This is a genomic window from Paraburkholderia phenoliruptrix (assembly GCF_019511605.1).
Classification (GTDB): domain Bacteria; phylum Pseudomonadota; class Gammaproteobacteria; order Burkholderiales; family Burkholderiaceae; genus Paraburkholderia; species Paraburkholderia phenoliruptrix_A.
Genome location: NZ_JAEUAV010000017.1, coordinates 50,284 through 67,456, shown reverse-complemented (window position 1 = coordinate 67,456; position 17,173 = coordinate 50,284). Strand labels below are relative to the sequence as shown.

Below are 17,173 nucleotides of genomic sequence, written 5' to 3'. Positions count from 1 at the left end.
ACATCCCGAAGCGCCGAAGCGACACGCCCGTCACGCCGCGATTGAGCAAACGCGCCAATTGTGTAATGATAGCCATTCTCAATTGAAGGGCGTCGCCAGCTTCCTGTCACATTTCTCCTCCTCTGTGACTGTCAGCCAGCCCGTCAACGGGACGGCTCCGCGCCGCAAGCCGGAGTCGTCCGCTCTCCCTTGTGAATTCCTCGCTGCCGGTTTGCGCGCGCTGCATGTCCGCGCGCGCGGCGGCGGTTTTAACCTGCAGCACCGGAGCATATGTGAACGCGCCCGATTCAATCGATATGAAACCCGCTGCCAACGGCGCCTCACGCTATGTCGCCCATGACGAGCCGCCTGGCCGTCATCTGATGGACGGCGCCGAGCAGGCGGCGCGTCGTCAGCGTTCGCGGCGCGCGAACTTCATCAAGTGGCTGCGCAAGGTGCACGGTTGGGTTGGCCTGTGGGGCGCGGTGCTTGGACTCATGTTCGGCGCGACCGGCTTTTTGCTGAACCATCGCGCGGGCCCTATGAAGGTGTCGACGGGCCAGCCGCAAGTCGAAGAATTGCAGATGGCCGTGCCCGATAAGCCTTTTCATTCGCCGATGGACATGGCGAAGTGGCTCAAGAGCGAGCTGAAAATCGATGGCAAGCCAGGCAGAATGAAACGCGAGGCGGCGCATCCGGTGGCATGGGGCGATCGCAGCACGATTCAGCCGGAGTTCTGGCAAGTTGCGTTCGCCGCGCCCACGCAGAACGTGCAGGCCGAGTACTGGGTCGGCAACGGTTTTGTCGCGGTGAAACGCACGCAAAACACCTTTCTCGCGACGATGACAAACCTCCACAAGGGCACGGGCCTGAGCATCGGCTGGATGCTGCTGGTGGACACGATTGCCGGCTCGCTGATCCTGCTCTCGCTGACAGGCGTGCTGTTGTGGACCGAACTGAACAAGCGCCGCGTGGTGGGCGTCGTACTGGTGGGCGGATCGATTGTCGCCGCCGTGGTGTGCGGTTTGATGTGAGCGCAAGTTTCGCGCGTGGCCTTCACGGGGAAGCTGAACACAAGGTTGCAACTGCGCTGCCAACCGCCCAGGCAATCGCGCAGCAACTGCCTAGGCAACCGCGCAGGCAACCGCGCGTTGCCGAGCGCGTCGCCTGACTCTCGCGCCTGCTAGGCGCTGCAGGCCGCGCCGCCCGCCGAGGCGGCAATTTCCCGCGCGGCCTTTGCGCCTTCCACCTGAATTAGCGTAGGCAGCGAAACGCCGTTTTTGGCCGCCGTCACTTCGGCGAGAATCGACACGGCAATTTCCGGCGGCGTGCGGCTGCCGATATAAATGCCTACCGGTCCATGCAAACGGGCCAGCTCCGTTTCGCTCAAGTCGAACTCCTTGAGCCGCTCGCGACGCGCCTGGTTATTGCGCCGCGAGCCCAATGCGCCGACATAGAACGCCGGTGTCTTGAGCGCTTCCATCAACGCGAGGTCGTCGAGCTTCGGGTCGTGCGTCAGGGCAATTACCGCGCAGCGTTCGTCGAGCTTCATGTCGAGCACGGTGTCGTCCGGCATGGTTCGCACGATTTTCGTGCCGGGAATGCTCCACTCTTCCGTGTACTCCTCGCGTGGATCGCACACGGTGACCTGATAGTCCAGTCCCACGGCAATGTTGCACAAATAGCGCGACAACTGTCCCGCGCCGATCACGAGCATCCGGTAACGCGGGCCGTGAATCGTCAGGAGGCGTTGGCCGTCGAAATGCACGCCGTCGGTGGCAAGCGCCTTGTCGAGCCGCGCCACCCCCGTTGTCATGTCGAGTTCGCGCGCAACCAGCCGTCCTTCTTCCACCGCAGCGCAGAGTTCCGCGATGCCGCTTTGCAGCGTCAACGGTTCGAGCACCAGTTGAATGGTGCCGCCGCAAGGCAGTCCGAAGCGATGCGCTTCTTCCGCGGTAATGCCGTACTTGACCGCCTCGGGCCGCGTCTGCTCGATGCCCTGCTGGCGCACGCGATCGATCAGATCGTCTTCGATGCAGCCGCCCGAAACGGAGCCGACCACGAGCCCGTCGTCGCGCACGACGAGCATCGCGCCCTCGGGCCGCGGCGACGACCCCCATGTCTTGACCACCGTTACCAGCAGCGCGCGATGTCCTTCCTCAAGCCAACGTGCGCTGGACTTCAGGACTTCGAGATCCACGCTGTCCATGATTTCTTCCTTTTCGTTGCATCGCCGCCGGACTCGTTGTCCGCGGCCTCAGTCGATGCAGTATTGTGCCCCGCCGCGCCGTCGGCTGCAGTGCCGCCGCCATCCGCCGCGTCGTCCGCATCGCCGGCACGGGCGGCGTCGGCACCGTCACTTGCGCCGAACTGCGCGCCGAAGCGCTTGAAGAATTCGCCGGCGATCTTGCGCGCCGCACCGTCGACGAGCCGCGAGCCGATTTGCGCGAGCTTGCCGCCGACCTGCGCGCTCGCCGTATAGCTGAGCTTTGTCGACGCGTCGCCGTCCGCTTCGAGCGTGACGCGCGCGTTGCCTTTGGCGAAGCCGGCCGCGCCACCCTGGCCTTCGAATACGATGTTGTACGCGTTGGGTGCGTCGATATCCGTGAGCTGCATGCGCCCCTTGAAGCGCGCCTTGACCGGGCCGACCGCGGCGCTGAGCACCACCAGATACGCGTTCTCACCATCCGGGTCGATGCTTTCGCAACCCGGAATACAGGCGCGCAAAATCTCCGTATCGTTCAGCGCTTCCCACGTGCGCTGTTGCGAAACCGGCAGCGTATGAGTTTCGGTCAGTTCCATGAACGGGCTCCTGCAGTTGGCATGGCAGGCACGCCCGGACGCGGCGCGCGCGCGAGTTGCGCGAAGTCGCGGCCGAACGCGGCCAGTGTCTCCAGATTATGAACCGGGCGATGCGCGTCGACATACGGCAGGATCGCCTGTACGCCGCGCGCCTTCGGTGAAAAGCCGCTGAAACGCAGCAACGGATTGAGCCAAACGATTCGATGTGCGAAGCGCCGCAAGCGGGCCATTTCGGTGTCGAGCACGTCGATCGCTTCGTGATCGAGGCCATCGGTCACGAGAAGCACGGTCGCGCGCCCGGCCAGGACGCGCCGTGCCCAGCGTCGGTTGAACTCGGCGAGCGTCGCGCCGATACGCGTGCCGCCGGACCAGTCGAGAACCTGTTCGGTGAGCGCGGCAATCGCCACGTCGGGATCGCGCTCGCGCAGCCAGCGCGTGGCATTGGTAAGGCGCGTGCCGAACAGAAAAACCTGCAGACGTTCACGCGAGTGAACCAGCGCATGACAGAAGTACAGTACCGCGCGCGAATAACTGCTCATCGAGCCGGAAATGTCGAGCAACAACACGAGCGGCGGCTTGCGCTCCACCACGGCGCGATATTTCCAGACGGTCCAGTCGCCGCCCGCGCGCACCGCCTGCCGCGCGCTCGCGCGCAAGTCAGCATGCGTGCCGTGCGATGCCGCCTTCAGGCGGCGCGTCGGCTCCTTCGCGAGCGGCAGACGCTGAGCGCGGATCAGATGACGCAGCGTGCGCCATTCGTCGGCGGAAAGGGTGTCGAAATCGCGGTGACGCAACCGTTCTTCCGCACTGAACGTGAGGTGCGCGCGCAGTTCCTGCTGCTCGGTTTCCTGCGGTTCTTGCATGTGCGGGGAGGGCGGCGCGCGCACCGCGAGCGCGTCGGCGAGACGGTTGTTCCGTTTGGGCGGCGGCAGGCCGTCGCGGACTTTCGGCAGGAGCAGCGCCCGCAGCTTGCCTTCCCAATCCGGATCACGCCAGAAGAGTTCGAACGCCGCGTCGAAGAGTTCGCGTTCGTCGGGCGCCGAAACCAGCGTTGCCGCGAGCGCGGCACGCACGTCGTCGCGGCGCGCGAGGTCGATGTAGTGGAGGGCGGCGAGCGCGTCGACGGCATGCGCGGGCGACATGGGCAGACCCGCGCCGCGCAGCACGCGCACGAAATGCACGACGTTGCGCGCAAGCGTAGGCGTGCCGTTTTCCGGCGATGCTGCGAGCCGCTGCCCGGCGTCCGGTCGGCGCTGCGCGGGCGGAGCGTCGCCGTGGTCGGGGTTGTCAGCGCGAGTGGGCGTCGTCATGCTCGCTATTCCGGCGCGGCGAGACACTGCGCGATTTGCGCCGCGTCGACACGCGCGAGGTCGTCCTGGTATTTCAGCAGCACGCCAAGCGTGTTCTGCACCGACTGCGGATCGAGCTCCGTCACCGAGAGCGCCTCGAGCGCGCGGCACCAGTCGATCGTTTCCGCAATGCCCGGCGCCTTGAACAGATCGATGCCGCGCAGCCGGTGCACGAAGTCGACCGCGCGCCGCTGCAATTGCGCCGACGTTTGCGGCGCGCGCGCGGCCACGATCTGCAGTTCGCGCTCGCGATCCGGGTAGCCGATCCATTGATACAGGCAGCGGCGCTTCAACGCGTCGTGCACCTCGCGCGTGCGGTTCGAGGTCATGACCACGAGCGGTGGCTGTGCCGCGCGCACGGTGCCGTACTCGGGAATCGACACCTGGAAGTCGGACAGCAGTTCGAGGAGGAAGGCTTCGAACGGCTCGTCGGCGCGGTCGATTTCGTCGATCAGCAGCACGCGCCGCGCGCCAGGATGATTTTCGTCGGGCAACAGGGCTTGCAGCAGCGGGCGCTTGAGCAGAAATTCGCCGCGATACAAGGTGTCGTTGTCGGGCCGCTCGCCCGCCGCTTCGGCAAGACGCAAGGCCATGATCTGCCGCGGGTAGTCCCACTCGTAGAGCGCGCTCGCGGTGTCGAGTCCTTCGTAGCATTGCAGCCGCAGCATCGACGTGCCGAGCATGCCCGCCGCTGCCTTGGCAAGCTCGGTCTTGCCGACGCCCGGCTCTCCTTCGACGAACAGCGGACGCTCCATGCGCAGCGCGAGATACAACGCCGTCGCCAGTTCTCGGCTCGCGAAATAGTTTTGTGCGGCGAGTTGCGTGAGGGTGTCGTCGATTGAAGCGGGGTGCATGGCGTTCCTGAATCTGCGCGACCATCGGCGCGCTTGAGCGGCCGCAGCCGGCGCGAGCGAGCAGGCCCGCGTCGGCTGCCTATACGGAGGATGGCTAACTATTTGCTTTTGCCACCGCGCGCGCAGCGAGTACCGGAATGAGATGCGCGCGATATTCAGCGCTCGCGTGCATGTCGTCGTTCAGGTTCGCGCCGGCGAGGTTGACCGCGCGCGCGGCCTCGGGCGTGAAATTGGCCGACAGCGCGCTTTCCAGTTCGGGCACACGGAACACGGAGGCCGCCGCGCCTGTCACCGCAACGCGCACGCCGCTCGCGAACTTCGCAACGAACACGCCGACGAGCGCGAAATGCGACGCGGGGTTCCTGAATTTTTCGTACGCGGCTCGCTCGGGAACCGGGAATTCCACGCCCACGATCAGTTCGTCCGGTTCCAGCGCGGTCTCGTACATGCCCACGAAAAAGTCGCTGGACGAAATGCGCCGCCGTTGCGTGACGATGGTGGCGTCCAGTCCCATTGCCGCCGCCGGATAGCAGGCGGCCGGATCGTTGTTGGCGAGCGAGCCGCCGAGCGTGCCGAGCGCGCGCACCTGGCGATCGCCGATATGCGCGGCCAGGTCCGCCAGCGCCGGCAACGCCCGGCGTACCTCGGCGTGCTCCGCGACATCCGCGTGACAGACGGCTGCGCCGATTTTCACCACATTGGCCTCGACGCTGATCGACTTGAGCGCCGGAATGCGAGTCACGTCGATCAGTTGCGAGGGCTGCGCGAGACGCAGCCGCATGGTCGGCAGGAGGCTCTGTCCGCCGGCCAGAAACTTCGCGTCGCTGTCGGCGGCAATGGCTGCGGCGGCTGCTTGCGGGTCCGTCGCGCGTTGATACTCGAATGAATACATGTCGAATGCTCCGCTCAGGATCTTAGTGGGCTGCCTGCGTGGCCGCGTGAATGGCCGACCACACGCGATGCGGCGTGGCCGGCATTTGCAGGTCGGTCACGCCGAGCGGCGCGAGTGCGTCGATGATCGCGTTGATCACGGCCGGCGGCGAGCCGATTGCGCCTGCTTCGCCGCAACCTTTGACGCCGAGCGGATTGTGCGTGCACGGCGTGCCTTTCGCGGTCTCTACAGTGAAATCCGGCAGGTCCGACGCGTGCGGCATTGCGTAGTCCATGTACGAGCCGGACAGCAATTGGCCGCTTTCGTTGTCGTATACGCAGCGCTCCAGCATGGCTTGTCCGATGCCTTGCGCGAGGCCGCCGTGCACCTGGCCTTCGACGATCATCGGGTTGATCACGTTGCCGAAATCGTCGACGGCCGTGAACTGCTGGATTTCGCACACGCCCGTGTCCGGGTCCACCTCGATCTCGCAGATGTATGCGCCCGACGGATAGGTAAAGTTGCTCGGGTCGTAAAACGCGCTTTCTTCCAGGCCCGGTTCCAGCACTTCTAGCGGATAGTTGTGCGGCACATATGCGGCGAGCGAAATCTCGGCGAAGGCCTTGGTGCGGTCCGTGCCGGCGACGCGGAATACGCCGTCCTTGAACTCGATGTCTTCTGCCGCGGCTTCGAGCAGATGCGCGGCAATTTTCTTCGCCTTCGCTTCGATCTTGTCGAGCGCTTTCATGATCGCCGAGCCGCCGACCGCAATGGAGCGCGAGCCATAGGTGCCCATGCCGAACGGAATGCGACCCGTATCGCCGTGCACGATTTCCACGCTTTCGAGCGCAATGCCGAGCCGGTCAGCCACCACTTGCGCGAAGGTCGTTTCATGCCCCTGACCGTGACTGTGCGAGCCGGTGAACACGGTGACTGAGCCTGTCGGATGCACGCGAATCTGGCCGACTTCGAACAGCCCCGCGCGCGCACCGAGCGCGCCCGCGATGTTCGACGGTGCAAGACCGCATGCTTCGATATAGCAGGAGTAGCCGAGGCCCCGCCGCTTGCCGTTTTTCTCCGATTGCTGGCGGCGCGCTTCGAAGCTTTTCACATCGGCGAGTTCGAGCGCGCGCGCGAGGATTGCTTCGTAGTCGCCCGTGTCGTAGGTGAGGCCGACTGGCGTCGCGTATGGGAATTCGCGGATGAAGTTGCGGCGCCGAATCTCGGCTGGGTCGATCTTCATTTCGCGTGCGGCTGTTTCGACCAGACGCTCCACCACATAAGTCGCTTCGGGGCGGCCCGCGCCGCGATAGGCGTCGACGGGAACGGTGTTGGTGAAGACGGCTTTGACTTCGGCGTAGATGGCGGGCGTCGCGTATTGGCCAGCCAGCAGCGTCGCGTACAGAATGGTAGGCACGCTCGTGGCGAACGTGGACAGATATGCGCCCATGTTCGCGATGGTGTGAATGCGCATGCCGAGAAACTTGCCGTCGGCGTCGAGCGCGAGCTCCGCTTTCGTTACGTGATCGCGGCCATGCGCATCCGACAGGAAGGCTTCCGAGCGCTCGGCCGTCCACTTCACGGGGCGGCGGATTTTCTTCGACGCCCACGTGAGCGCGACATCTTCGGCGTAAAGGAAAATCTTCGAACCAAACCCGCCGCCCACGTCCGGCGCAATCACCCGCAATTTGGATTCGGGCAACGAGAGCACGAACGCTGCCATCAGCAGGCGCTCCACGTGCGGATTCTGGTTCGCCACATAGAGCGTGTAGCTGTCGTCCTGCGCCGAATAGCTCGCGTTCACCGCGCGCGGTTCGATTGCGTTCGGCACGAGGCGGTTATTGACGATGTCGAGGGTGGTGACGTGTGCTGCTTTCGCGAAGGCGGCGTCGGTGGCCGCTTTGTCGCCGTGGCCCCAGTTGTAGCAGACGTTGTCCGGCACTTCGTCGTGAACGGCCGGCTGGCCGGGGTCCGCTGCGTGTGCGGTGTCGACCACGGCGGGCAGCACGTCGTAGTCCACTTCGATCAGTTCCAACGCGTCTTTCGCGGCCTTGATCGAATCCGCGATCACGAGGGCGACCTGATCGCCGACGTGACGCACTTTCGTATGCGCGATGACGGGATGCGGCGGCTCGTTCATCGGCTTGCCGTCCGTGCTGTGGATCAGCCAGCCGCACGGCAGGCCGCCGACGTTCTCCGCCGCCATGTCCTTGCCGGTGAAAATGGCGACCACGCCGGGCGACTGTTGCGCCGCTGTGGTGTCGATGCTGTTGATCTTCGCGTGGGCGTGCGGCGAGCGCAGAAAGACCGCGTAGGTCTGCTGCGGCAGCAGGATGTCGTCGGTGTACTGGCCGTTGCCCGTGAGGAATCGATAGTCTTCCTTACGTTCGACGGAAGCGCCGATCAGGTTGTGCGTTTCGGGTGCGTTCATCGTCGGCTCCTCAGGCGGTGGCTTGCGCGGTGGAAGCTGCGGGGGCGTTCGCGCCGGGGCTTGCTGCCTGGCTTGCCGTGCTGCCTGCCGCGTCGGACGACTTCATGCCTTCGGCCCCTTCGAGCACCGCTTTCACGATGTTGTGATAGCCGGTGCAGCGGCACAGATTGCCGTCCAATTGCGCGCGCACGTCGTCGCCGGTGAGATTGGGCTGACGCTCTACCAGCGAGATCGCGCTCATCACCATGCCGGGCGTGCAGAAACCGCATTGCAGACCGTGGCAGTGCTTGAAGGCGGCTTGCATGGGATGGAGCGCGCCGTCTTTGGCGAGCCCTTCGATGGTGGTGACGCGCGCACCGTCTGCTTGCGCTGCGAGGATGTTGCACGATTTGATCGCGCGCCCGTCGAGGTGGACGGTGCATGCGCCGCACTGGGCCGTATCGCAGCCGATGTGGGTGCCGGTGAGGCGCAGTTGGTCGCGAAGGAACTGCACAAGCAGGGTGCCGGGCTCGACTGAAGCGCTGATGGGCGCGCCGTTCACCGTCAGACTAATGCTGATCGCCATGAAGTCGTCTCCTGATTGGGGGAAACCGGACCGCTTTTCTTATGCCTGCAGCCTGCCTGTTCGTCCTGATCCGGTCGGGGTGCTGCGGTTTTTATGAGTCTGCCGAAAAGTAAAGCACAAATTGAGCGGGGGCGCTATGAGGGGTTTTTTGCCTGGGGTGGGGTTTTGAACCTCTCGGCCTGTCCTTGCCGCGTTTGGCCCCACTACGCGCCCGTAGCGCGGCACGACGCTGCCGGCTTGCCTCCGCCGCGTTTGTCTCTCGGTGCTTGAGCCAGAACCGCGTTCCGCCGGAAAGGCCGACGGGAGGGACAGTCTTGTTCACCGGTCTTCTCCATGTCCGAATAGACCTATGCGCCGTGAATGAGACTTTCAGATTTCATACCAGTGATTCAGTGGAAAATTCTGAAATGGACCGCTCGCGTATTTATTGGCTTGCATGCACCTTACGCCTGCGGCAGACTCAACTCGCCGTCGAAACCGTGGCGATCAGGTTTGATCTCGTTTAACGTTGCATGCCATTTCCAATGGAGAGGAACTCCGGTGAGGCTCTTTCGGATCGCCGGGTTTCGGGTGCAGCGTCTTCGTTGTCGTTATCATCATTCGTCCGTTCCTCTCCTTTATGAACGGCGGGCTCCCCTCTGCTTCTGATTGATGGGAGTACGCATGATTCTCCCGCAATGCCTCATCGCGTCTCTTAAGCTCGGTTCGTCGTGGAATATGTTTAGGATAGCTGTCTATATTTATTCAACGCGGGTGCAAGAAACTGCCGGACGTTTGCGGATGTGCAGACAAAGAACAGGAAGCGCAGAGCCGGACATATACATTACTTAGGACAGTAAAAAGCGATGCAGACAAAACGACGTATCAGGGACCAAAACCGCCCTCGACCTAACGCAGCTAAGTTGCAGTTTGGGGCACTGAAAATCAACGGGCGTGGAATCAGAGCTGGTCTGATAGGTATCTCGTTGGCGCTCACAGCTTGCGGGGGAAGTAATAGCGCAGGCAACGTCGAGCCTCTTGGCAAAGCGTCAGATCCCCAAGTAATCGCGGCGATGGACGCGGCTAGTTCCGCCGTTGTCACGGCCGTTGCGGCCATGCGGATGAACGCGAGCGCCATTTCGGCCGACTCTCAGACAGACCGCTTCATCGTCAGATACAAAGTTGGGACTACCGCGCGCTCAGACTCCACGGCAGTTGAGTCAAGGCTTGACAGGCTTGCGAGCGCCTTCCCTGCGCGTGCGCGCCACGCCCGCCGCATGGGTCTTGGAGCAGACGTGTTAACGATAGACCGCAAACTGAACGCCAAGGAAGCCAAGGCGTTTATGCGGGCGATCGCGTCCGATCCTGACGTTGAATACGTCGAACCGGACATTGTTATATCAGCGACCTCGGCTCCCAATGATCCGCTTTACAGCCAGCAATGGGGGTTATTTTCCAATCTTGATCCAAGTCAGCCATACGCGGGAATTCGCGTAAGCGACGCATGGAAGATTGCAACGGGTGCGGGAATCACCATCGGCGTTGTTGACAATGGGTTAACCGGACACAGCGATCTCGACGCGAACGTGATCCCCGCGGGTTACGACTTCACGTTTCTTGGACCGCCCGGGGGCTCCAATCCCGGCATAGGAAGCAACGGCAGAGTCATTTCATATCATGGCACTCATGTCGCGGGCATCATGGCTGCTGTTACCAGTAATGGTATTGGGATTTCGGGGATCGCGCCTTCTGCGAAGCTCGTTTCCGCACGGTCATTGAACCAGTGGGGTGGAGGTCTCCTTTCCTCGACATCCGATGCGCTTATTTGGGCCTCTGGTGGATCAGTCGCAGGAATACCGAATAATCCTCACCCAGCTAGTGTCATCAACCTGAGCCTTGAAGCAGTCGGTTACTGCGCGAAAACATTCCAGTACGCGATTGACGATGCAAACAGCCGTGGTGCGACGGTGGTTGTCGCGGCTGGAAACGATTCAGCCGACGCATCAAATGTGCAACCCGCCAACTGTCGTGGCGTTATCGCGGTCGGCAATACGCAGAAGGACGGCTCGCGATCGTACACATCAAACTATGGGCTAACAGTAGATATTGCGGCGCCGGGCACCGATATCCTCTCCACATGAAACGATGGCACCTACTCTCTAGGTTCGGAGAGCTACGCCTTACAGACGGGTACGTCGATGGCCGCACCAATGGTCAGCGGTGTTGTCGCGCTAATTAAGTCAGTGGCATCGAAGCAATATAGTGCCGCGGAGATGCGTACACTGATAACACAACATAGCCAGCCATTCCCTAAGCGCCCAGATCAACCCATCGGCGCGGGGATTCTGGACGCGTCGGCGGCCGTCGCAGCGGCGAGATCGGGGGAAATCCCTGCAGCGGCAGATTTCATCTGCGCGCAGGGAACTGTGGGAATGCTGGTGACATGTACCGATCTCTCGACAGCAAGAGGCGCTGCGTCGATCAGGTCATGGGCATGGAATATGGGTTACGACGATAAAGGCGATACGGTTAGCACTGAGTCTCGGAATTCTTCCCATGATTACGAATATCCGGGCACCTACAACGTCTCGTTAACGATCACCGACAGCAACGGCGCCGTTAGCCGAGTATCGCGGCCCATCACGGTAGTTGCTCCTCAAGCAACTGATATGGCTTTCGACACTGAACTCATGTTTTCCGGAAAAGCGAACGTTCCGCAGTATTACAAGCTCGAGCTTCCGTCTGGTGCACCAGTGATGAGGGCCAATCTCTCGTCGCGTTCTTCCTTCGACTCGGGAATGATGTTTGTGAAGGCCGGTTCGCCCACATCGGTGAATGCGGACTGTTCACGATATTTTGCGTCAGGTAGTGGCGCCCAATGCTTCCTGTGGAATCCGCGACCAGGCACGTATTACCTTGTGATCAAGCCTGCGTCAGACGTTGTAGACACTAAGCTTTTCGCTACGTTTACGCCATAACACTTCTGGTGTCTGAGCCGAGTCCTGCGCTGGCTTGACACTACGCAGGACCTCACAAACGCACAGGAATGGGATCGAGTTTCCTTGAAGATGTCCGCAATGTCACCTGCTTACACTGAAGACGTCGAGCGGAGTGCCCTAACTTCGAAGGCAGACGCGTTATTTTCTGCCTCTTGCGTGGCCGAGGCGGCGAGTATTTACGAGCTCGTATTAGCAACGGAGCCAGGCAATGTCCATGTGTTGCATCAGATGGGACTGGCATGTGCACGCCTAAACAAGATTGTGGAGGCGTCTGCGTATCTGGAGCGTGCTCTAAGGCTCGAACCTGAGCGCGGCGACCTTTGGGAGCATGCCGGTCTAATTGCGGCAATGAGAGGCGACTACGCAAATTCAGAGCAGTTCTATCGTCGCGCGCTCAGTCTTATTGGAAGCACAGCGACGCTGCATCGCAATCTCGCCGACTGCCTGCGGTTACGCGGGCGTCTGCGGGAAGCAAAGGCGCAGTACATAAAGGCGATCGCAAGAGAGCCAGAGTTGCATCACGCGGTTCGCGCAGTTGCACAGATAAGTACTGACCTCGGCGAATCGGACGATGCAGCTGACTTTTGGCTACGAGCCTTGGCAATTGACAACTCGTCTTTAAAGGATGGCATCGACGCACTGCTCGCCTTTGGAAAGGTCAAACTGGAATTGCCACTTTCGCGACTAGTGTCAGAACTCCGCATGCGGCATGCAACTGACGCAACCGCATTGGAGGCACTGTGCCTTGCGTTGTATAGAATTGACCGCTTCGCTGAAATGTTCAGTGTTGCACGTCAGGGGATCGCCCTTGACTTGCAAAGCGTCCGCCTGCATCGATATGCGGCGCATGCTTTGAGTGTCCGTGGTTACGTTAAAGAAGCCATGGCATACAGCGCAGAAGCCGTGCGACTACAACCGGCCGACGAGATATCGCAATTCCAGCATGCCGAGCTGGAAATCAACGCCAGCAACTATGAGGTCGGGTGGTCCCGGCACAACCTTTTCTACAACACGCCGCTGGCCCGTAGTACCCGCGTCTTTCCGGAGTTTCGGATTTGGGAAGGTGAACCGGTAAATGGGCGCACGTTTTTGCTGGTCGGCGAACAGGGGCGCGGCGATGAAATCCAGTTCGTGCGCTTTGCCGAGTGGTTGCATCAGCAAGGCGCGGTGGTCGATGTACTCGTCAGTGAACCCGTCGCTGTAATCGCGCGCAGCATGACAGGTGTCCGCTCAGTTCTGACGCGTCTGCCGCGAGGCCCCTACGATTACTGGAGCCATATGCAGCGAATGCCTGAGCACATGGGGCTGAAGCTGTCCACATTGCCTATTGCAATGCCATATGTCACCGCACAGCCTCACCTTATTGCCTTTTGGAAAGCGCGGCTTGAAGCACTAGCGCCGTCAGTGAACCGGTCAGGGAAACTCAGGGTCGGTATTGTTTGGGCCGGTGGTCCGCACTCTGCACTAGACCGCTTCCGCTCCATTGATATCCACGCGCTGAGACCGTTATTTTCGGTTCCCGGAACCACTTGGTTCTCGCTGCAAAAAGGCGAGCGGGAGCGTGAAGGCGAAGCGCTGACAGATGCATTTGATTTCCACACGCTCGGCCCGGTCATTGAGGACTTCGGTGACACGCTCGCAATACTCGCGACATTGGACTTGGTGGTGTCCGTCGACACGTCGGTGGCACATCTGGCCGGTGCCGCCAATCTGCCGGTTTGGGTCCTGGTGCCAGCCTATGCGCAATGGAGATGGCTCCAGGAGAGGACCGATAGCCCTTGGTATCCATCGATGCGACTGTTTCGCCAGCGGGAGCTGGGTAATTGGGACTCCGCCATTGGAGAGGTGCGAGCCGCGCTGGAGGAGCGACACCTGCAAGCAAGCGAAAAGTCGCCCGACCGATAACCGGAAGTCCAGGCATGGCAGCTTATCGATGACTTGCCTGATCGGGGACGCCAGCTCGCCGCTTTGAGCCAGCGTCCGCCATAGGCGAGCGCTCGTGAGTCACCTGTCAGAGAGCTGACGCCACGCTGCGCCTGTCCATCGCGCCTGAAGGATACGTGCGGCTACCAGGCCCGAGGACGACGGAGACGGCGCGATCGAGTTCTCATAGCCATCATTGCGTCGCCCAGAGTCAACGTGTTCGAGTCGAAACCATTCACGCGGCCAACTTCGACCGCCTCCTCGAATACCCAAAATAAATCACCATTCCCACCACCAGCCAAACCACGAACGCCGCCCACGTCACCGCTTTCAGATTGACCATCAAAAACAGACAGGAAGCGACAGCGAGAACCGGCACGACCGGCACACCCGGGCAGCGGAACGCCCGCGGCAATTCCGGATGCGTCCTGCGCAAAACGAGAACCGCAATCGACACCATCGAAAACGCCGCCAGCGTGCCGATGTTGATCAGCTCCGCCAACACATCCAACGGCACCAGCGCGCCGATCAGCCCGAAGAAAATGCCCACCAGCCACGTCGTGAAGAATGGCGTCGCAAAGCGCGGATGCACGCGCGACAGGCGCGCCGGCAACAAACCGTCGCGCGACATCGCGAAAATGACGCGCGTCTGGCCATAAGCCATCACGAGGATCACGGTCAGCATGCCGAGCACCGCGCCAAGGTCGATGAAGCCCGCGACCCACTTCTCGCCCGCGACCTGCAACGCGTACGACACCGGATGCGAGATGTTCGCGAATTGTGCCGAAGGCACAATGCCCGTCACGACGGCGGCCACCGCGACGTACAACACTGCGCACACGCCAAGCGATGCAATGATGCCGACCGGCAAGTCGCGCTTCGGATTTTTCACCTCCTCGGCGGCGGACGACACCGAGTCGAAGCCGATGAACGCGAAAAACATCACCGCAGCCGCGCCGAATACGCCGTTCCAGCCGTTCGGCATGAACGGATGCCAGTTTGCAGGCGTTACGTGAAACACGCCGACGACAATCACGAGCAGCACCACCGTCACCTTGATCGCGACCATCAGGTTGTTGATGCGCGCCGATTCGCGCACGCCGACCGACAACAGCGCGGTGATCGCCATCATCACGAGGAATGCCGGCAGATTGAAGAGCGTTTCGTGACCAGGCAAGGCGCCCGGCGCCGCTCTCAGTGCGTCGGGCAACGCGACGCCGAAACCGGACAGCAGTGATTGCAGATAACCGGACCAGCCGACGGAAACCGCCGACGTTGCGAGCCCGTATTCGAGCATCAGGTCCCAGCCGATGATCCACGCGGCGAGTTCGCCGAGCGTCGCATATGAATAGGTATAGATGGAGCCCGCGACCGGAATGGTCGATGCAAACTCCGCATACGCGAGCGCCGCGAAGCCGCATGCAACGGCTGCGACCAGAAATGACACCATCAACGCCGGGCCGGCCTGTACGGCACCGGTGCCGGTCAGCACGAAAATACCCGTGCCGATAATGGCGCCGACGCCGAGAAACGTCAGGTCGAGTGCGCCGAGCGCTTTCTTCAGGCCGGCGCTCTGCGCGCTTGTCGCGAGCATGTGCTCGACGCTCTTTTTGCGGAACAGGGACATTGGCGGGGTCTCCAGTAGTGCACGCGTGTTGCGCGCCGAATGTCGGGAAACCCGCAATTTTAGCGGATGCGCGCGCATGCGCCTTTTTGGGACGAGCCAGTGAACAGCAGGAACCGGGCGGATGGGCGCCGTGGCGGCAAGGCGACGCGACACCGCGACACCGCGGCCAAAAGCCGCCCGCGCGCTGCCACAGTGGGTGTTTAGCCCGCCATCGCCGGATTCAGGTCGACGAGGCGATTGCTCATCACGTAGAAAGTGAGCTCGGCATTGTTGCGCAGCTTCATTTTCTCGAGCAGACGCGTGCGGTACACGCTCACGGTCTTCACCGACAGCGACAGCGCCTCGGCAATGTCCGTCAGCCGTTTGCCCGACGCGAGCATGCACAGCGTCTGATACTCGCGGTCGGAGAGCTTTTCGTGCGGCATCTGTTCGCCGTCGAAAGAGACGTAGTCGGCAAGCGCCTCTGCCATCGCCGGGCTCACGTATTTGCGGCCGGCCGCGACCTGCTGGATCGCGCCGATCATCTGCGCGGCGTCGACGGTCTTCGACAGGTAGCCTGCCGCGCCGGCTTTCAGCGCGCGCACCGCATACTGATCTTCGCGATACATCGAAAACATCAGGACGGCCACGCGCGGCGCCTTGCGTTTCAGACGCTTGAGCACTTCGACGCCGTTCATGTCCGGCAGCGAAATGTCCAGCAGCACCACGTCGTAGCCTTGGGTCGCGACGGCGTCGAGCGCCTCGGCGCCGGTCTGCGCCTCCGTGACTTCGCGCGCGACGCCGCGATCCAGCAGCAACTGACGCACGCCCTGGCGAACCACGGCGTGATCGTCGGCGAGAAGAATGCGCAGGGTCATGACGGCTCGCTCACGATTGCGCGGCCCGTAGCCCGGCAGGCAGGGCGTCGGCGAGCATGGCGTCCCACGCGAAGCGCGCCCGCACGAGCGTGCCGCGCGCACCGTCGCCCGCACCGCGCCGCGCCTGGCCGGGGCCCTGTGGCTCAGCGCGCCGGGCGCTCACGCGCAGTGTGCCGTCGAAGGCGGCGCAGCGCGCCTTCATCCCGCTCAGGCCGAAATGACCGCTTTGGCGCTGGGCGTGGCGTGCTACGCCCACGCCGTCGTCGCCGACGATCAGCGTCAGATGGCGGCGGCTGGTCTCGATGCGCACGTCGGCGGATGCGGCGCGCGCGTGTTTGGCAATGTTGTTCAGCGCCTCCTGCGCGACCCGGAACACGGCCAGCGCGGCGTCGGCCGGCAGTCGCGTGAGACGCACGTCGGCGCTACAGACGAAGCTCGTGCGCAACTGTGTGCGCGCGGCGAATTCCCCGGTCCACTGGGCGAGCGCGCCTACGATTCCTGCTTCGAGCGCCGGCGCGTGCAGTTCGGCCACTGCCTGACGGGTCGCGGCGCAAACGGCGTCGAGCGAGCGGTTGGCCACGGCGAGCGCGTTAGAGCATTGAGCGGGAGCATCGGCTGGCAGCCACGTTTCGACGCTGGCCAGCGCGAAGCGCGTCGCGGTCAACTCGGCGCCCACGCCGTCATGCAATTCCCGGGCGACGTGGCGGCAGGCCGCCTCCTGCGCCTGCACGAGTTCAGCAGACAGTTCGCGCACCCGCGCGCGCAAACGCGCCAATTCGCGCTCCATCGACGCACAAGTCGATCCTGAAGCCGATGCCGGATCGGACCGGGCCGCGCGAGCTCCGCCGCCATCACGCGGCAACGAAGCGGGAGCAGGATTGGTGAACCGGACGACAGTCGGCGTATCCATGACTTTCTCTCAGAAAGCAGCGCGGAC

13 protein-coding genes and 1 pseudogene are annotated in these 17,173 nt (G+C 62.6%); 4 read left to right on the top strand and 10 right to left on the bottom strand.

The window, feature by feature from the left end; translation table 11 throughout:
• Positions 1-272 precede the first annotated feature (272 nt).
• A complete protein-coding gene (locus tag JNB89_RS20600; RefSeq protein ID WP_220363442.1) occupies positions 273-1,013 on the top strand; it encodes a PepSY-associated TM helix domain-containing protein in 741 nt (246 codons plus the stop codon).
• Positions 1,014-1,162: 149 nt separating this feature from the next.
• On the opposite strand, the gene JNB89_RS20595 is transcribed toward JNB89_RS20600, so the two are convergent.
• The 7 genes from JNB89_RS20595 to JNB89_RS20565 all read right to left on the bottom strand — a co-directional run bounded on the left by JNB89_RS20595 (position 1,163) and on the right by JNB89_RS20565 (position 8,851).
• On the bottom strand, positions 1,163-2,188 hold the full coding sequence (locus JNB89_RS20595) for an XdhC family protein (RefSeq protein WP_220363441.1): 1,026 nt from the start codon (positions 2,186-2,188) through the stop codon (positions 1,163-1,165).
• Positions 2,161-2,781 carry a CoxG family protein gene (locus JNB89_RS20590; RefSeq protein WP_135892441.1) on the bottom strand — a complete coding sequence of 207 codons (621 nt, stop codon included), beginning with the start codon at positions 2,779-2,781 and terminating at the stop codon, positions 2,161-2,163. Before JNB89_RS20590 ends, JNB89_RS20595 begins: the two co-directional genes overlap by 28 nt.
• Positions 2,772-4,091, bottom strand: a complete 1,320-nt coding sequence (locus JNB89_RS20585; RefSeq protein ID WP_220363440.1) for a vWA domain-containing protein — start codon at positions 4,089-4,091, stop codon at positions 2,772-2,774. Before JNB89_RS20585 ends, JNB89_RS20590 begins: the two co-directional genes overlap by 10 nt.
• 5 nt (positions 4,092-4,096) lie before the next feature.
• Positions 4,097-4,984: an AAA family ATPase gene (locus tag JNB89_RS20580; protein WP_220363439.1), complete on the bottom strand. Its 888-nt coding sequence runs from the start codon at positions 4,982-4,984 to the stop codon at positions 4,097-4,099.
• A 94-nt stretch (positions 4,985-5,078) separates the two neighbouring features.
• Entirely contained in the window at positions 5,079-5,876 is a 798-nt protein-coding gene (locus tag JNB89_RS20575) for an FAD binding domain-containing protein (RefSeq protein WP_220363438.1), read from the bottom strand.
• 22 nt (positions 5,877-5,898) lie between these two features.
• Complete coding sequence (locus JNB89_RS20570) at positions 5,899-8,286, bottom strand: xanthine dehydrogenase family protein molybdopterin-binding subunit (protein ID WP_220363437.1); 2,388 nt, start codon at positions 8,284-8,286, stop codon at positions 5,899-5,901.
• A gap of 10 nt (positions 8,287-8,296) precedes the next feature.
• Positions 8,297-8,851: a (2Fe-2S)-binding protein gene (locus tag JNB89_RS20565; protein WP_220363436.1), complete on the bottom strand. Its 555-nt coding sequence runs from the start codon at positions 8,849-8,851 to the stop codon at positions 8,297-8,299.
• 845 nt (positions 8,852-9,696) lie between these two features.
• On the opposite strand from JNB89_RS20565, the pseudogene JNB89_RS20560 reads away from it, so the two are divergent.
• The 3 genes and pseudogenes from JNB89_RS20560 to JNB89_RS20550 all read left to right on the top strand — a co-directional run.
• Positions 9,697-11,160: pseudogene (locus JNB89_RS20560) on the top strand (S8 family serine peptidase); the annotation flags it as partial.
• Positions 11,161-11,256: 96 nt separating this feature from the next.
• The gene (locus tag JNB89_RS20555) at positions 11,257-11,808 is read left to right on the top strand and encodes a PKD domain-containing protein (protein WP_346656218.1); all 552 of its coding nucleotides are present in this window, start codon (positions 11,257-11,259) and stop codon (positions 11,806-11,808) included.
• Positions 11,809-11,898: 90 nt separating this feature from the next.
• Positions 11,899-13,734 carry a tetratricopeptide repeat protein gene (locus JNB89_RS20550; protein WP_013337777.1) on the top strand — a complete coding sequence of 612 codons (1,836 nt, stop codon included), beginning with the start codon at positions 11,899-11,901 and terminating at the stop codon, positions 13,732-13,734.
• A gap of 253 nt (positions 13,735-13,987) precedes the next feature.
• Here the strand turns inward: JNB89_RS20550 and JNB89_RS20545 are convergent, their stop codons facing one another.
• The 3 genes from JNB89_RS20545 to JNB89_RS20535 all read right to left on the bottom strand — a co-directional run bounded on the left by JNB89_RS20545 (position 13,988) and on the right by JNB89_RS20535 (position 17,146).
• Positions 13,988-15,379 carry an amino acid permease gene (locus tag JNB89_RS20545; protein ID WP_220363433.1) on the bottom strand — a complete coding sequence of 464 codons (1,392 nt, stop codon included), beginning with the start codon at positions 15,377-15,379 and terminating at the stop codon, positions 13,988-13,990.
• Positions 15,380-15,579: 200 nt separating this feature from the next.
• The gene (gene rqpR, locus JNB89_RS20540; RefSeq protein ID WP_013337779.1) at positions 15,580-16,236 is read right to left on the bottom strand and encodes a response regulator transcription factor RqpR; all 657 of its coding nucleotides are present in this window, start codon (positions 16,234-16,236) and stop codon (positions 15,580-15,582) included.
• Positions 16,237-16,246: 10 nt separating this feature from the next.
• A complete protein-coding gene (locus JNB89_RS20535; protein WP_220363432.1) occupies positions 16,247-17,146 on the bottom strand; it encodes a sensor histidine kinase in 900 nt (299 codons plus the stop codon).
• Positions 17,147-17,173 lie beyond the last annotated feature (27 nt).

Excerpts from the sequence above, each read along its gene's own strand:
- JNB89_RS20595 (WP_220363441.1), bottom strand. The coding sequence starts at position 2,188 with ATGGACAGCGTGGATCTCGAAGTCCTGAAGTCCAGCGCACGTTGGCTT.
- JNB89_RS20590 (WP_135892441.1), bottom strand. The coding sequence starts at position 2,781 with ATGGAACTGACCGAAACTCATACGCTGCCGGTTTCGCAACAGCGCACG.
- JNB89_RS20585 (WP_220363440.1), bottom strand. The coding sequence starts at position 4,091 with ATGACGACGCCCACTCGCGCTGACAACCCCGACCACGGCGACGCTCCG.
- JNB89_RS20580 (WP_220363439.1), bottom strand. The coding sequence starts at position 4,984 with ATGCACCCCGCTTCAATCGACGACACCCTCACGCAACTCGCCGCACAA.
- JNB89_RS20575 (WP_220363438.1), bottom strand. The coding sequence starts at position 5,876 with ATGTATTCATTCGAGTATCAACGCGCGACGGACCCGCAAGCAGCCGCC.
- JNB89_RS20570 (WP_220363437.1), bottom strand. The coding sequence starts at position 8,286 with ATGAACGCACCCGAAACGCACAACCTGATCGGCGCTTCCGTCGAACGT.
- JNB89_RS20565 (WP_220363436.1), bottom strand. The coding sequence starts at position 8,851 with ATGGCGATCAGCATTAGTCTGACGGTGAACGGCGCGCCCATCAGCGCT.
- JNB89_RS20550 (WP_013337777.1), top strand. The coding sequence starts at position 11,899 with ATGTCCGCAATGTCACCTGCTTACACTGAAGACGTCGAGCGGAGTGCC.
- JNB89_RS20545 (WP_220363433.1), bottom strand. The coding sequence starts at position 15,379 with ATGTCCCTGTTCCGCAAAAAGAGCGTCGAGCACATGCTCGCGACAAGC.
- rqpR (WP_013337779.1), bottom strand. The coding sequence starts at position 16,236 with ATGACCCTGCGCATTCTTCTCGCCGACGATCACGCCGTGGTTCGCCAG.
- JNB89_RS20535 (WP_220363432.1), bottom strand. The coding sequence starts at position 17,146 with ATGGATACGCCGACTGTCGTCCGGTTCACCAATCCTGCTCCCGCTTCG.